At 74.3% G+C, this 13,898-nt stretch carries 12 protein-coding genes; 6 read left to right on the forward strand and 6 right to left on the reverse strand.

What is annotated here, in order from left to right; all coding sequences use genetic code 11:
- Positions 1 to 413 precede the first annotated feature (413 nt).
- The gene (gene trpS / locus AC3ERT_RS34055; protein ID WP_435132802.1) at positions 414 to 1,430 is read left to right on the forward strand and encodes a tryptophan--tRNA ligase; all 1,017 of its coding nucleotides are present in this window, start codon (positions 414 to 416) and stop codon (positions 1,428 to 1,430) included.
- A gap of 68 nt (positions 1,431 to 1,498) precedes the next feature.
- Here trpS and proC read toward each other — a convergent pair whose 3' ends face one another.
- Positions 1,499 to 2,323, reverse strand: a complete 825-nt coding sequence (proC, locus tag AC3ERT_RS34060) for a pyrroline-5-carboxylate reductase (RefSeq protein ID WP_335983529.1) — start codon at positions 2,321 to 2,323, stop codon at positions 1,499 to 1,501.
- Between the two features lie 194 nt (positions 2,324 to 2,517).
- Between proC and AC3ERT_RS34065 the strand changes: the two genes are divergently transcribed.
- A complete protein-coding gene (locus AC3ERT_RS34065; protein WP_435178828.1) occupies positions 2,518 to 2,985 on the forward strand; it encodes a hypothetical protein in 468 nt (155 codons plus the stop codon).
- 77 nt (positions 2,986 to 3,062) lie between these two features.
- Here the strand turns inward: AC3ERT_RS34065 and AC3ERT_RS34070 are convergent, their stop codons facing one another.
- Entirely contained in the window at positions 3,063 to 3,635 is a 573-nt protein-coding gene (locus tag AC3ERT_RS34070) for a TetR/AcrR family transcriptional regulator (RefSeq protein WP_435178830.1), read from the reverse strand.
- A gap of 81 nt (positions 3,636 to 3,716) precedes the next feature.
- Here AC3ERT_RS34070 and AC3ERT_RS34075 point away from each other — a divergent pair, with 81 nt between their 5' ends.
- The gene (locus AC3ERT_RS34075) at positions 3,717 to 4,403 is read left to right on the forward strand and encodes an SDR family oxidoreductase (protein WP_435178832.1); all 687 of its coding nucleotides are present in this window, start codon (positions 3,717 to 3,719) and stop codon (positions 4,401 to 4,403) included.
- A gap of 131 nt (positions 4,404 to 4,534) precedes the next feature.
- The gene (locus AC3ERT_RS34080) at positions 4,535 to 5,410 is read left to right on the forward strand and encodes a glycosyltransferase family 2 protein (RefSeq protein WP_435132792.1); all 876 of its coding nucleotides are present in this window, start codon (positions 4,535 to 4,537) and stop codon (positions 5,408 to 5,410) included.
- A gap of 74 nt (positions 5,411 to 5,484) precedes the next feature.
- Here AC3ERT_RS34080 and ilvD read toward each other — a convergent pair whose 3' ends face one another.
- From ilvD to AC3ERT_RS34095, 3 genes are all read right to left on the reverse strand, one after another.
- Entirely contained in the window at positions 5,485 to 7,338 is a 1,854-nt protein-coding gene (gene ilvD / locus AC3ERT_RS34085; RefSeq protein ID WP_435132790.1) for a dihydroxy-acid dehydratase, read from the reverse strand.
- Positions 7,339 to 7,501: 163 nt separating this feature from the next.
- The gene (locus tag AC3ERT_RS34090) at positions 7,502 to 8,305 is read right to left on the reverse strand and encodes a sugar phosphate isomerase/epimerase family protein (RefSeq protein ID WP_335983547.1); all 804 of its coding nucleotides are present in this window, start codon (positions 8,303 to 8,305) and stop codon (positions 7,502 to 7,504) included.
- A gap of 152 nt (positions 8,306 to 8,457) precedes the next feature.
- Positions 8,458 to 9,447, reverse strand: a complete 990-nt coding sequence (locus AC3ERT_RS34095) for a Ppx/GppA family phosphatase (RefSeq protein ID WP_335983551.1) — start codon at positions 9,445 to 9,447, stop codon at positions 8,458 to 8,460.
- Positions 9,448 to 9,577: 130 nt separating this feature from the next.
- Between AC3ERT_RS34095 and AC3ERT_RS34100 the strand changes: the two genes are divergently transcribed.
- Positions 9,578 to 10,399: a DUF3109 family protein gene (locus AC3ERT_RS34100; protein ID WP_435178834.1), complete on the forward strand. Its 822-nt coding sequence runs from the start codon at positions 9,578 to 9,580 to the stop codon at positions 10,397 to 10,399.
- A gap of 54 nt (positions 10,400 to 10,453) precedes the next feature.
- On the opposite strand, the gene AC3ERT_RS34105 is transcribed toward AC3ERT_RS34100, so the two are convergent.
- Positions 10,454 to 12,154, reverse strand: a complete 1,701-nt coding sequence (locus AC3ERT_RS34105; RefSeq protein ID WP_435178836.1) for a BACON domain-containing protein — start codon at positions 12,152 to 12,154, stop codon at positions 10,454 to 10,456.
- Positions 12,155 to 12,306: 152 nt separating this feature from the next.
- Here AC3ERT_RS34105 and radA point away from each other — a divergent pair, with 152 nt between their 5' ends.
- Positions 12,307 to 13,680, forward strand: coding sequence for a DNA repair protein RadA (gene radA / locus AC3ERT_RS34110; RefSeq protein ID WP_335983558.1), 1,374 nt, complete (start codon positions 12,307 to 12,309; stop codon positions 13,678 to 13,680).
- Positions 13,681 to 13,898 lie beyond the last annotated feature (218 nt).

Below are 13,898 nucleotides of genomic sequence, written 5' to 3' on the forward strand. Positions count from 1 at the left end.
GGTTCACCGGCCGATCCAAATCGGCCGCTTCCCGTTCCGCCGGGCATTCCGAAAGCGCACAGGCGGACGAACGCGGCAATGCGCGTTCGACTCGATTGGTTGCTGCGGAATGGTCGCCCGGGGACCGACCGGAGTCGGCGCTCACGTCGGGCAACCCGGAGAACATTACGCACCGCCCCACCCGATGTCAACCCGCCCGGGTACCGGCCGGACAAGCCCCTCCCGCGGTACAGTCCTGTGCATGACCTCGCGTACGTACAGCTCCCAGTGGTGGGCCGCCTAGGGCGGCCCGGACTGACGTACGCATCCAACGGCCGCCGCCTCGGCGGCCGTTTCGCGTTGTGCTCCCCGGCCGCTTCACCGGGCGGCGGTCTCCATCTGTCACACGACACAGGACACAGGAGACGACGGACATGACGGTGACGACGCAGGGCGCGCGGGTCTTCAGCGGGATCAAACCCACCGGGCACCTCACGCTCGGGAACTACCTCGGCGCCATGCGGCGGTGGGCGGAGGAGGACCAGCACCGCACGGAGTCGCTCTTCTGCGTGGTGGACCTGCACGCGCTGACCGTGGAGCACGACCCGGCGCGGGTGCGGCGGCTGAGCCGGCAGACGGCGGGGCTGCTGCTGGCGGCGGGGCTGGACCCCGCGGTGTGCACGGTGTTCGCGCAGAGCCACGTGGACGAGCACACCCGGCTGATGTACCTGCTGGAGTGCGTGGCCACCGACGGCGAGATGCGCCGGATGATCCAGTACAAGGAGAAGTCGGCGCGGGCCCGGACCTCCGGGCAGAGCGTACGGCTGTCCCTGCTGACGTATCCGGCGCTGATGGCGGCGGACATCCTGGCGTACGGGGCGACGGACGTGCCGGTGGGCGAGGACCAGGCCCAGCACGTGGAGCTGACCCGGGACATCGCGGTGCGGTTCAACCAGCGGTACGGCCATACGTTCGTGGTGCCGCGGGCGACCGTGCCGGCGGTGGCGGCGCGGGTGATGGACCTCCAGGACCCGGCGGCGAAGATGGGCAAGTCCCACGCGTCGACGGCCGGGATCGTCTACCTGCTGGACGAGCCGGAGGCCGTCGCCAAGAAGGTGCGGCGGGCGGTGACGGACAGCGAGCCCGGGGTGTCGTACGACCGGCAGGCGCGGCCGGGGGTGGCGAACCTGCTGGAGGTGCTGGCGGCGTGTACCGGTGCGGAGCCGGGAGCGCTGGCGGAGCGGTACGACGGGATCGGGGCGCTGAAGGCGGACACGGCGGACGCGGTGGTGGAGTTGCTGCGGCCGCTGCGGGCGCGGCACGCCGAGATCAGTGCCGACCCGTCGTACGTCGACGGGGTGCTGCGGGAGGGCGCGGCGCGGGCCAGGGCGCTGGCGCGGCCGACGGTGGACGCGGCGTACGAGGCGATGGGGCTGCTGCGGCCGGCCTGAGGGGTGACCGCGGTACGGGTACGGGTGCGGCGCGTGCCGGGCCCGTACCCTCTTCCGCCGCCGAAGGGTCACGCGCCCGCGGCCAGTTCGCGGCTGCGGTCGCGGGCGGCCTCCAGGGCGGCGATCAGGGCGGCGCGCACCCCGTGGTTCTCCAGTTCGCGGATGGCGCTGATGGTGGTGCCGGCCGGGGAGGTGACGGCTTCGCGGAGCTTGACGGGGTGCTCGCCGCTGTCGCGCAGCATGACGGCGGCGCCGATCGCGGACTGGACGATGAGGTCGTGGGCCTGGGCGCGGGGCAGGCCGAGCAGGATGCCGGCGTCGGTCATCGCCTCGACCAGGTAGTAGAAGTAGGCGGGGCCGGAGCCGGAGAGCGCGGTGGCCGCGTCCTGCTGCTTCTCGGGGACGCGCAGGGTCTTGCCGACCGGCTGGAAGATCGCCTCGGTGCGGGCGAGGTGCTGCTCGTCGGCGTGCCGTCCGGCGGAGATGACGGACATGCCCTCGTCCACGAGCACGGGGGTGTTGGGCATGACCCGGACGACGGCGGTGCCTTCGGTGAGGCGGTCCTCGACGGAGGCGGTGGTGATGCCGGCGGCGGCGCTGATCACGAGCTTGTCGGCGCCGACGTGCGGGGCGAGTTCGGTGAGCAGGGCGCCCATGTCCTGGGGCTTGACGGCGAGGATGAGGGTGTCGGCGGTCTTGGCGGCGTGCGCGTTGTCGACGGCCTGGACGCCGTAGCGGGTGCGCAGTTCGTCGGCGCGTTCGGCGCGGCGGGCGGTGACCAGCAGGTTGGCGGGGGCCCAGCCGGCCCTGATCATCCCGGAGAGCAGCGCCTCGCCGATCTTGCCGGCGCCGAGGACGGCGACGGTCTGGGTCGGGGCGGGGGTGGCGGTCATGCGGTTCACCTCAAGCGGTACGGGGCTCCCTGTGGGGTCATCCTCCCAGGGGGCGGGGGTGGGGTGAGGGACGCGTCCACTCCTCGGGCGGGCGTGCGGGCAGGCGGGGGGCCGGCCGGCGCCGGGGGTGCGGTAGGGGCGGGTCAGGGTCATCCCCTATGGCGTGCCGCCGGTCCCGGGGGGACCGTAGCGGTATGAGTCGTTCATCCCGTGAGATCTCTGTGTCGGGCGCGGAGAAGCGGCAGTTGGCCGTTGCTTCGGTGACCCTCGGACCCTGGCGGCCGGCCGCCGTCGTGGGCGCGCTGGGCGGCGGTGTGTCGCTGGCCCTGCACCTCGTGCACGGGCACTTCGGGCTCGGTGTCCTGACCGGTGCGCTGTCGGTGGCCGCGCTGCTGTTCTTCTGCGTGGGCGGGGCCGGTTCGGTGCTCGGCTACTCCGCGCGGGGGCGCGGGCGGGACCACCGGATCAGGCGCTGGGCGCGCTCGCACCCGTGGCAGGTGGCGAGTGTGCCGGCCGCGATGATGTTCCTGACCGACCTGGTGCTGCGGCAGGTGCTCACCAGCCAGGGGTTCTTCGGGTCGGTGTGGACGGGGCTGTGGCACGGCGCCGTGGTGGGGGCCGTCGTCGGCCTCGCCGGCACCTTCGGCCGCTCCCGCGCCTGAGCGGGCGGTTCGGCCGCCCCCGCGCCTGACCGCGTCCGGCGGCATCCTGGACCGGCCGCCCCGCGCCGGCCGCCCGGTCAGCGCGCGGCCTTCACCACCAGCGCCGCCAGCTCCCGCCCCACCGCCTCGTCCAGGGGTGCGTGGTCGAGCAGCAGCCGGTACCACAGCACGCCGTAGACCACGTCGATGAGCAGTTCCAGGTCCGTTTCCGGCGCGATCTCGCCGCGGACCGCCGCCCGTTCGAGGATCTGCCGGAGCACCGCGCGCCGCCCGAAGAGGAAGCGGTCACGGAAGTCCGTGGCGAAGGCCGGGTCGAGCAGGGCCTGCGCCATGAGGCCGACCAGCACCGGCCGCTGCCCGTGCTGGCGGAAGGTGGCGGCGAGGAAGGCCGTCAGGTCGTCGGACAGCGTGCCCTCGTCCGGTACGGCGACCGTCGTCTGCGACAGGTCGAGCAGGGCCGTCAGCACGACGTCTGCCTTCGAGGACCACCAGCGGTAGATCGTCTGCTTGCCGACGCCGGCCCGCGCGGCGATGCCCTCCACCGTCAGCGCGCCGTATCCGCGCTCCTTCAGCTCGTCGATGGCCGCGCCCAGGATCGCCTGGCGCGCGGCCTCGCTGCGTGGCCTCCCCGGCCGCCGGTCACCCGTCATCCGCTCACCCTACTTTACAAGACGTGCCGTCTCGATATAAAAACGAGACGGAACGTATCGAATAGTCGAGGGGGCATGGGCATGCGTGTGGTGATCATGGGCGGCACGTCCGGCATCGGGTTGGCGACGGCTCGCGCGCTGCGGGCGGACGGCGCCGAGGTGGTCGTGACCGGCCGCGACCAGGAGCGGCTGGCGGCGGCCGCCGCCGAGGGACTGACCGCCGAGTGCGTCGACGGGACCGACGAGAAGGCGGTCACCGCGTTCTTCGAGCGGTTCGGCGCCTTCGAGCACCTGGTGCTCGCCTTCAGCTCCGGGCACGTCGGCCTGGGCCCGGTCCGGCAGATCGGGCTGGACGCCGTCCGGGCCGCGTTCGAGGGGAAGCTCTTCGGCTACCTGCTCGCGGTGCAGCGGGCGCAGGTCACCGGTTCGGTGACGCTCGTCTCGGCGGCGTCGGCGCGCGCCGGGCTGCCGGGGTCGGTGGGGCTCGCGGCGGTGAACGGCGCCATCGAGCGGATCGTCTCCCCGCTCGCCGCGGACCTCGCCCCGGTGCGGGTGAACGCGGTCTCGCCGGGCGTCATCGACACCGGCTGGTGGTCCTTCATGCCGCCGGAGCAGCGGGCGGCGCAGTTCGACGCCGCCGCGCAGTCGGTGCCCTCGGGCCGGGTCGGCACCGCCGAGGACGTCGCCGGCGCGATCCGGTACGTGATCGGCGCCGACTACGTGACGGGCTCGATCCTGCCGGTGGACGGCGGGTTCACCGTGGCGTGACCGCGGCCCCGGGCCGGGGGCGGGTCAGCGGTCGGGCAGCGGGTGGCAAAGGTCGTGGATTCGCGACCGGGAACACACGGCGGGTGGGGTTAGCATCGGCGGGTCGGTCCCGAGGAACGGAGACTTCACCCGTGCGCCACCCTCGTGTAGGTGTTGCGATTCTGACGATGGGTACCCGGCCCGCGGAACTCCTGGCGCTGCTGGACTCCGTGGCGGCGCAGGAGACCCCGGCGACGCGGGTCGTGGTGGTGGGCAACGGCTCGCCGCTGCCCGATCTCCCCAAGGAGGTCGCCACGATCGAGCTGAGCGAGAACCTCGGGATTCCCGGCGGCCGCAACGTGGCGATCGAGGCGCTGCGGGAGTTCGGCGACGTGGACGTCCTGGTCGACCTGGACGACGACGGGCTGCTGGTGGGCACCGACGTCTTCACCCGGCTGTGCGCGCTGTACGAGGCGGACGAGCGGCTGGGTGTGGTCGGGTTCCGGATCGCGGACGAGCGCGGGCGCACCGCGCGCCGGCACGTGCCGCGGCTGCGGGCGTCGGACCCGATGCGCGGCGGGCTGGTCACCACGTTCCTGGGCGGCGGGCACGGCCTGTCGATGCGGATGCTCGACGAGATCGGCGGCTGGCCGGACCCGTTCTTCTACGCGCACGAGGAGACCGACCTCGCCTGGCGGGCGCTGGACGCGGGCTGGAACGTCCGGTACGCGCCGGAGCTGGTGCTGCGGCACCCGTGGACCTCGCCGACCCGGCACGCGGTGTACTACCGCAATCTGGCCCGCAACCGGGTCTGGCTGGCCAAGCGGCGGCTGCCGGTGCTGCTGGTGCCCGCGTACCTGGGGGTGTGGACGGCGCTGACCGTGGCGCGCACCCGGTCGGGGGCGGGGCTCAAGGCGTGGTGCGCGGGGTTCGTGGAGGGGGTGCGGACGCCGTGTCCGCCGCGCCGGCCGATGCGGTGGTCGACCGCGTGGCGGATGACCAGACTCGGCCGGCCCCCGCTGATCTGACCGCGCGGGGTGCGCGGCATGCCGGATCTGCGGGGGCCGGACGGAAGCTCTGGGCCGGACGGAGCCGCGGGCCCTCAGCCCTCCAGCTTGCTGATGTCGCGGACGGCGCCCTTGTCCGCGCTGGTCGCCATCGCCGCGTAGGCGCGCAGCGCGGTGGAGACGTGGCGGGTGCGGGCGCGCGGCGCGTACACGCCGTTGCGGGCCTCCCGGCGGGCGGCCAGTTCCTCGTCGGAGACGAGCAGTTCCATGCTGCGGCCGGGGATGTCGATCCTGATCCGGTCGCCGTCCTCGACGAGCGCGATGGTGCCGCCGGAGGCCGCCTCGGGTGAGGCGTGGCCGATGGACAGGCCCGAGGTGCCGCCGGAGAAGCGGCCGTCGGTGACCAGCGCGCAGACCTTGCCCAGGCCGCGGCCCTTGAGGAAGGACGTCGGGTAGAGCATCTCCTGCATGCCGGGGCCGCCGCGCGGGCCCTCGTAGCGGATGACCACCACGTCGCCGGGCTTGACCTGCTTGGCGAGGATCTTCTCGACGGCCTCCTCCTGCGACTCGCAGACGACGGCCGGGCCCTCGAAGGTCCAGATCGACTCGTCGACGCCCGCGGTCTTCACCACGGCGCCGTCCACGGCGAGGTTGCCGCGCAGCACCGCGAGGCCGCCGTCCTTGGAGTAGGCGTGCTCGACGTCGCGGATGCAGCCGCCGGCCGCGTCGGTGTCCAGGCTGTCCCAGCGCTCGGACTGGGAGAACGCCTCGGCGGAGCGGACGCAGCCGGGGGCGGCGTGCCACAGTTCGACGGCCTCGTCGGACGGGGAGCCGCCGCGCACGTCCCAGGTGTCCAGCCACTGCTTGATCGAGGGCGAGTGCACGGTGTGCACGTCCTCGTTGAGCAGCCCGCCGCGGTACAGCTCGCCGAGGATGGCGGGGATGCCGCCGGCGCGGTGCACGTCCTCCATGTAGTACGTGCCGCCGGGTGCCACGTTCGGCGCGACCTTGGCCAGGCACGGCACGCGGCGGGAGACCTCGTCCATCTCGCTGAGGCCGTAGGCGACCTCGGCCTCCTGGGCCGCGGCCAGCAGGTGCAGGATCGTGTTGGTGGAGCCGCCCATCGAGATGTCCAGCGCCATCGCGTTCTCGAAGGCGGCCGGGGTGGCGATGGCGCGCGGCAGCACCGACGCGTCGTCCTGCTCGTAGTACCGCTTGGCCAGCTCCACCACGGTGGTGCCGGCCCGCTCGTACAGCGCGCGGCGGGCGGTGTGGGTGGCGAGCACCGAGCCGTTGCCGGGCAGCGCCAGGCCGATCGCCTCGGTGAGGCAGTTCATCGAGTTGGCGGTGAACATCCCGGAGCACGAGCCGCAGGTCGGGCAGGCGTTCTCCTCGATGCGGAGGATGTCCTCGTCGGAGACCTGCTCGTTGACGGCGTCCGAGATCGCGTTGATCAGGTCGAGCTTGCGGACGGTGCCGTCGACGAGGGTGGCGCGGCCGGCCTCCATGGGCCCGCCGGAGACGAAGACGGTGGGGATGTTCAGGCGCAGCGCGGCCATCAGCATGCCCGGGGTGATCTTGTCGCAGTTGGAGATGCAGATCAGGGCGTCCGCGCAGTGCGCCTCGACCATGTACTCCACGGAGTCGGCGATCAGGTCGCGGGAGGGCAGCGAGTAGAGCATGCCGCCGTGGCCCATGGCGATGCCGTCGTCCACGGCGATCGTGTTGAACTCGCGCGGCACCGCGCCCGCCGCCTTGATCGCCTCGGAGACGATCCGGCCGACGGGCTGGAGGTGGGTGTGGCCCGGTACGAACTCGGTGAAGCTGTTGGCGACCGCGACGATCGGCTTGCCGATGTCGGAGTTGGCGACGCCGGACGCGCGCATCAGCGCGCGTGCGCCGGCCATGTTGCGGCCGTGGGTGACCGTACGTGACCTCAGCTCGGGCACGGTTTCCCCTCCTTCTTGGGCCTGGCGTCTCGGCCTGCGGCCCACTTCGCTCGTACGAGTCTGCGCTGCCGGGACTCGCTGCTGCCTGGGAGTCGAGCCTACGCCGGTCGCCCAGGATTCGGACGCCGCGTCCGCATGGTGACCCGTGCGGGGGGCGGGCGGCTCAGCGCACGCGGACGCCCGCGAGGTGCAGGCGGGTGAAGGCCAGCGCCTCGGCGAGGTCCTCCTCGCGTTCGGCCGAGGACATCGCCCGGCGGGTGTTCACCTCGACCACCACGTGGCCGCCGAAGCCGCCGGCGGCCAGCGCGCCCAGCAGCTCGGCGCAGGGCTGGGTGCCGCGCCCGGGCACCAGGTGCTCGTCCTTCGCGGAGCCGTTGCCGTCGCCCATGTGCACGTGGGCGAGGCGGTCGCCCATCCGCGCGGCCATGTCCAGCACCTCGCTGCGGGAGGTGGCCGCGTGCGAGAGGTCCACCGTGAAGTGGCGGTAGTCGTCGTTGGTCACGTCCCAGTCGGGCGCGTACGCCAGCAGCTCGCGGTCGCGGTAGCGCCAGGGGTACATGTTCTCCACGGCGAAGCGGACGTCCGTCTCGTCGGCCATCCGCCACACCCCGCGGACGAAGTCGCGGGCGTAGCCGCGCTGCCAGCGGAAGGGCGGGTGCACCACGACGGTGGAGGCGCCGAGCCGCTCGGCGGCGGCGCGGGCCTTCTGGAGCTTCGTCCACGGGTCGGTGGACCACACCCGCTGGGTGATCAGCAGGCAGGGCGCGTGCACCGCGAGGATCGGCACCCGGTGGTAGTCCGACAGCCGGCGCAGCGCCTCGATGTCCTGGCTGACCGGGTCGGTCCACACCATGACCTCGACGCCGTCGTAGCCGAGCCGTGCGGCGATCTCGAACGCGGTCGCGGTGGACTCGGGGTAGACCGAGGCGGTGGACAGCGCCACCTTCGCCCCGGCAGAGCCTCGCATTCCGGAGATACCGGACACATCGGAGGCGCGGACCCGGGGGGCGTCGCACGCCTGGGGTCGGTCCGCTCGCTGAGGCACGCCTGCCAGCGTACGGCCGCCGGCGCCGCGCAGGGCACCGCCGGCCCGCGCGCCGCCCGGCGCGGCCGCGGGTCTCAGGCGCCGTGCGGGGCCCGCCGCTCCTCCACCGCCTGGTCGCGGGCGGTGGAGGCCAGCTCGCCCACCATCACGTCGAGCTTGCGCAGGATCACACCCTCGCGCAGCGCCCACGGGCAGATCTCCAGCTCGTCGATCTCGAAGAGGTCCATCGCGCCCTCGGCGACCAGCGCGCCCGCCAGCAGCTGCCGCGCGCGGCCCTCGGAGACGCCCGGCAGCGCGGCGCGCTTGGCGGCGCTCATCGCCGCCAGCCGCGGCACCCACTCCTCCAGCACCTCCCGGCGCAGCGTGCGCTGCATGTACAGGCCGTCCGCGCTGCGGGCGGCGCCGCTGATCCGGGCGAGCTGGCGGAAGGTCTTGGAGGTGCCCACGGCGTGGTCGGGGCGGCCGTGCCGGGCGAACTCCGGCACCGCGCGCGCTATCTCGGCCCGCACGTGGCGGCGCAGGGCGCGCACGTCGTCGGCGTCGGGCGGATCGGCGGGCAGCCGCGCGGCGGTCAGCCGGCCGGCGCCGAGCGGCAGGGAGACCGCCGCGTCCGGGTACTCGTCCATGCCGAAGGCGACCTCCAGCGAGCCGCCGCCGATGTCCAGCACCAGCAGCCGGCCCGCGGACCAGCCGAACCAGCGGCGTACCGCGAGGAAGGTCAGCCGGGCCTCGTCGGCGCCGGACAGGACCGTCAGCCGCACCCCGGTCTCGCGCTCGACCCGGGCCAGCACCTGCTCGCCGTTGACCGCCTCGCGGACCGCGGAGGTGGCGAACGCCAGGACGTCCTCGACGCCCTTGTCCTCCGCCACCCGCATCGCGTCCGCCACGGTGCCCACCAGCCGGTCGACCCCGGCCCGGCCGATCGCGCCGTGCTCGTCGAGCAGTTCGGCGAGCCGCAACTCCGCCTTGTGCGAGTAGGCCGGCAGCGGGCGCGCGCCCGGGTGCGCGTCCACCACCAACAGGTGAACGGTGTTGGACCCCACGTCGAGCACTCCCAGTCGCATGGGCAGCACTGTAGTCAGCGGCGATCGCCCGCCGCGCGGGTCCGACCAGGCGGTACGGCCCGGACTCCACTTCGGCGGGCACGGTCCCGCGTGACCGTATTCGGCGCATTACGGTCTTACTCTTGGGCGCGTGGCCAAGGTGAAGCCCCGCAAGGGCACGAAGAAGAGCGCCGGTACGACCGCCGCGACCGACGAGGCCGGGCTGGACTTCCCCCGCGCCTGGGTGGAGTTCGTCGACCCCGCGGACGAGGAACAGGTCTTCCGGTGCGACCTGACCTGGCTCACCTCCCGCTGGACCTGCGTCTTCGGCAGCGGCTGCCAGGGCATCGTGGCGGGCCGCGCCGACGACGGCTGCTGCTCGCTCGGCGCGCACTTCTCGGACGACGACGACGAGAAGCGCGTCGCGAAGTACGTGACACGGCTCACCGCGGACGACTGGCAGTTCCACGCGCTGGGCACCGGGCGGGACGGCTTCTGGGCCGAGGAGAACGAGGACGGCGAGCGGCAGACGCGGGTGGTGGACGGCGCCTGCATCTTCTCCAACCGGCGCGGCTTCGCCGGGGGCCAGGGCTGCGCCCTGCACGCGCTCGCGCTGCGCGACGGCCGCGAGCCGCTGGAGACCAAGCCCGACGTCTGCTGGCAGCTGCCGATCCGCCGCACCTTCGACTGGGTGGACCGGCCCGACGACAGCCGGGTGCTGGTGGTGTCGATCGGCGAGTACGACCGGCGCGGCTGGGGGCCCGGCGGCCACGATCTGCACTGGTGGTGCACCTCGGCGACCTCCGCCCACGGCGGGGGCGAGCCGGTGTACCTGTCCTACCGGCCCGAGCTCACCGAGCTGATGGGCGAGGCCGGGTACGCGGAGCTGGCGCGGATGTGCGAGGCGCGGCTGGCGTCAGCGCTGCCCCTGGTGGCGCCGCACCCGGCGGACCCGGCCGGCCCGGGGCGGTAGCGGCCCCGGGCCGGACGGGTCTGCGGGTCGACCGGCCCAGCCCGGCCGGCCCGGTCAGCCGGACGGCGTCTGCGACGGCGTGGCGCTGTCGGTCGGGGCGGGCGAGTTCGTCGGAGGGGAGCTGCTCGGCGGGGGCCCGGATGGCGCGGTCGGCGCGGACGAGGTCGGCGGCGGAGTGCTGGTCTCGGTGCTCCCCCCGGTCGGCCGCGCGGAGGTCGGGGGCACCGAACGCCGGGAGGAGCCTTGCAGGGTGACCGTGGCGTCGCCCGGGGAGAACCGGATCTGCGCCGACCACGAGCCCGACGGCTCCAGGGAGTGGTCCACCCGGATCACCAGCGTGAGCGTCTCGCCCGGTTTCAGGGTGCCCGAGCGTGCGGAGAAGTCCAGCCAGTACGCGGAGGTGGCCGCCGCCCACCTCACCGGCGCGGCGCCCCCGCCGGTGAGCGTGACGTATGTGGCGCCGTCACCCGGCCGCGCCGACACCTCCAGCCACCCCGCGCCCGCCGGCACCGACGACGCCGGGGGCGCCGTACCGCCCGTGACCGCCACGGTGGTGTCCTGCGGCGAGTGGGGGGCGGACGACGCGGTGCCCGAACCGGTCGGCGCGGAGGGTGCGCTCGGCGACGGACCGGCGTGCCCCGCCTGCTCGTACGGCACCCCGTCGATCCCGTCGGACGCGGACGCGCGGTGCCCGTGCGAGCCCTCGCCCAGCGGAGTGGCCCGGTAGGCGGCCCACACCGCGAGCACCGGCGCGGCCACGACCGCCGCGACCACCGTGGTGGTCACCGCGCGGTGCCGCAGCACCGCCCGGCGGGCCGCCCTGTCCCCCAGGTCGACGGGGAAGCCGCGCCGGTCGAAGCGCGGGGTGGACTCCCGGGCCCGCCCGAACCCGGTGTCCATGGCGTGCAGCAGCGCCGCGTACGCCGCCGAGCGCGGCGCCTCCACCAGCGGCAGCACCGCCGCGGCGTCGGCCGCGCCCGGCCACGGCCCGTCGGCGACGACCCGCTCGGCGGTGCGCCGGCACACCGGGCAGTCGTCGACGTGCCGGACCAGCTCGGTGCGCAGTGTGGCGCCGAGCAGCACCCGCTTGTCCCCGGCGAGTTGGGACACCTCCGGGCACCGGCCGGTGTCGACGACGGCCAGCGCCGTACGGGTCCGCTCCACCTCGCAGGCGGCCCGCGCGAGCCGGGTCCTGGCCGCGTCCGCGTCGAGCCCCACCACCAGGGCCACTTCGCGCGGCGCGAGCTGGTGGCGGACCGCCAGCTCCAGCGCCTCGCGCTGCTCGGGGGTGGTGCCGGCCGACTCCGGCCAGGTCAGCGAGGCGAGTTGGGCCCGCCGCTGCTCGGCCACCGCCTCCGAGGTGTGCGGCGCGGCCGGCCGGCCCGCCGCGAGCCGGCGCAGGCACACCCACCGGGCGAGCGCGTACAGCCACGGCCGGCGCAGCCCCGGGTCGCGCAGCCGCACCCGCTGCCGCTCGGCCAGCGCCAGCACCTCGCCCAGCGCGCCGGCCGCCGCGTCGTGCTCGCACAGGATGGACAGGCAGTACGTGAACAGGCCGTCCAGATACGGCTCGTAGTGCGCGGGCGGCTGTATGGGCAGCGTGCCCTGCGGCCGCCGGGCCCGGCCCTCACGTCGGGCCGCGTGCCCCCGGCCGGCCCGCTCCGGCTCCGCGTCGGCACACTGCCGTCCGGACGGAACACGGTGTTTGCGGTGCGCTCCGGTGCTCTGCGTCGAGTTGGGGGATTGCCTGCTCATCACCGGGCGACGGTAGGCCCGCGCGCGCCCCCGGTTCACCACTACCGGCCCTCTTTAACCCGTACGGGTAATGATCCACCACAAAATGGTGAAGTCGCGGCCACACGTACGAGTGACCGCGGCTGTCGGTCCGGCCCGCTACGGTGAACGGCATGGCCACCCGCAAACCCGCGTCCAAGGACCGCCCCTCGTACCGCTGCACCGAGTGCGGCTGGACCACGGTGAAGTGGCTCGGCCGCTGCGGCGAGTGCCAGGCGTGGGGCACCGTCGAGGAGTTCGGCGGCGCCCCCGCGGTCCGCACCACCGCGCCGGGCCGGGTGACGGCGGCCGCCCGCCCGATCGCCCAGGTCGACGGCACCCAGGCCACCGCCCGCTCCACCGGCGTGCCCGAGCTGGACCGGGTGCTCGGCGGCGGCCTGGTGCCCGGCGCCGTCGTCCTGCTGGCCGGTGAGCCCGGCGTCGGCAAGTCCACGCTGCTGCTGGACGTGGCGGCCAAGGCGTCCGGCCCGCAGTCCCCCACGCTCTACGTGACCGGTGAGGAGTCCGCCTCCCAGGTGCGGCTGCGCGCCGACCGCATCGGCGCCCTCGCCGACCACCTCTACCTCGCCGCCGAGACCGATCTGTCCGCGGTCCTCGGGCACCTCGACGACGTCAAGCCCGGCCTGCTCGTCCTCGACTCCGTGCAGACCGTCGCCTCCCCGGAGATCGACGGCGCGCCCGGCGGCATGGCCCAGGTCCGCGAGGTCGCCGGCGCGCTGATCCGCGCGTCCAAGGAGCGCGGCATGGCCACGCTCCTGGTCGGCCACGTCACGAAGGACGGCGCGATCGCCGGGCCCCGGCTGCTGGAGCACCTGGTCGACGTCGTCCTCAGCTTCGAGGGCGACCGGCACGCCCGGCTGCGGCTGATCCGCGGGGTGAAGAACCGCTTCGGGGCCACCGACGAAGTCGGCTGCTTCGAGCTCCACGACGAGGGCATCACCGGTCTCGCCGACCCCTCCGGGCTCTTCCTCACCCGCCGCGACGAACCTGTGCCCGGCACCTGCCTCACGGTCACCCTCGAAGGGCGCCGGCCGCTGGTCGCCGAGGTGCAGGCGCTCACCGTGGACACCCAGATCCCCTCGCCCCGGCGCACCACCTCCGGCCTGGAGAACTCCCGCGTGTCCATGATGCTCGCGGTCCTCGAACAGCGCGGCCGGATCAAGTCCATCGGCAAGCAGGACATCTACACCGCCACCGTCGGCGGCGTGAAGCTCACCGAGCCCGCGGCCGACCTGGCGGTGGCGCTGGCGCTGGCCAGTGCCGCGATCGACACGCCCCTGCCGAAGAACCTCGTCGCCGTCGGCGAGGTCGGGCTGGCCGGCGAGGTGCGCCGCGTCACCGGCGTCGGGCGGCGCCTCACCGAAGCCCACCGGCTCGGCTTCACCCACGCCCTCGTCCCGCCCGACCCCGGCAAGATCCCCGCGGGCATGCGCGTCACCGAAGTGGCCGACATCTCCGACGCCCTGCGCACCCTCCCCCGCCGCTGACCCCCGCCGGGGGCTGAGCGGACCCTCCGGGCTGCCCCGTCCTGTCGGTTCCGGGACCACCCGCCGGTGGAGGGCTGGTCGCGCAGTTCCCCGCGCCCCTTTGGGGCGCCGGCTTCTTTCGCCGGAAGGGCCGAGCACATTCAGGGGCGCGGGGAACTGCGCGACAAGCCAACGACCGCCCTGCGACCGGCAACAGACCGAACGACCAGCGGCGCATC

Source organism: Actinacidiphila sp. bgisy145, assembly GCF_057708125.1.

What these genes read in the sequence shown, in the direction of transcription:
- AC3ERT_RS34105 (WP_435178836.1), bottom strand. Translation starts at nt 12,154, where the DNA reads ATGAGCAGGCAATCCCCCAACTCGACGCAGAGCACCGGAGCGCACCGC.
- trpS (WP_435132802.1), top strand. Translation starts at nt 414, where the DNA reads ATGACGGTGACGACGCAGGGCGCGCGGGTCTTCAGCGGGATCAAACCC.
- AC3ERT_RS34095 (WP_335983551.1), bottom strand. Translation starts at nt 9,447, where the DNA reads ATGCGACTGGGAGTGCTCGACGTGGGGTCCAACACCGTTCACCTGTTG.
- radA (WP_335983558.1), top strand. Translation starts at nt 12,307, where the DNA reads ATGGCCACCCGCAAACCCGCGTCCAAGGACCGCCCCTCGTACCGCTGC.
- AC3ERT_RS34065 (WP_435178828.1), top strand. Translation starts at nt 2,518, where the DNA reads ATGAGTCGTTCATCCCGTGAGATCTCTGTGTCGGGCGCGGAGAAGCGG.
- AC3ERT_RS34075 (WP_435178832.1), top strand. Translation starts at nt 3,717, where the DNA reads ATGCGTGTGGTGATCATGGGCGGCACGTCCGGCATCGGGTTGGCGACG.
- AC3ERT_RS34090 (WP_335983547.1), bottom strand. Translation starts at nt 8,305, where the DNA reads ATGCGAGGCTCTGCCGGGGCGAAGGTGGCGCTGTCCACCGCCTCGGTC.
- proC (WP_335983529.1), bottom strand. Translation starts at nt 2,323, where the DNA reads ATGACCGCCACCCCCGCCCCGACCCAGACCGTCGCCGTCCTCGGCGCC.
- AC3ERT_RS34070 (WP_435178830.1), bottom strand. Translation starts at nt 3,635, where the DNA reads ATGACGGGTGACCGGCGGCCGGGGAGGCCACGCAGCGAGGCCGCGCGC.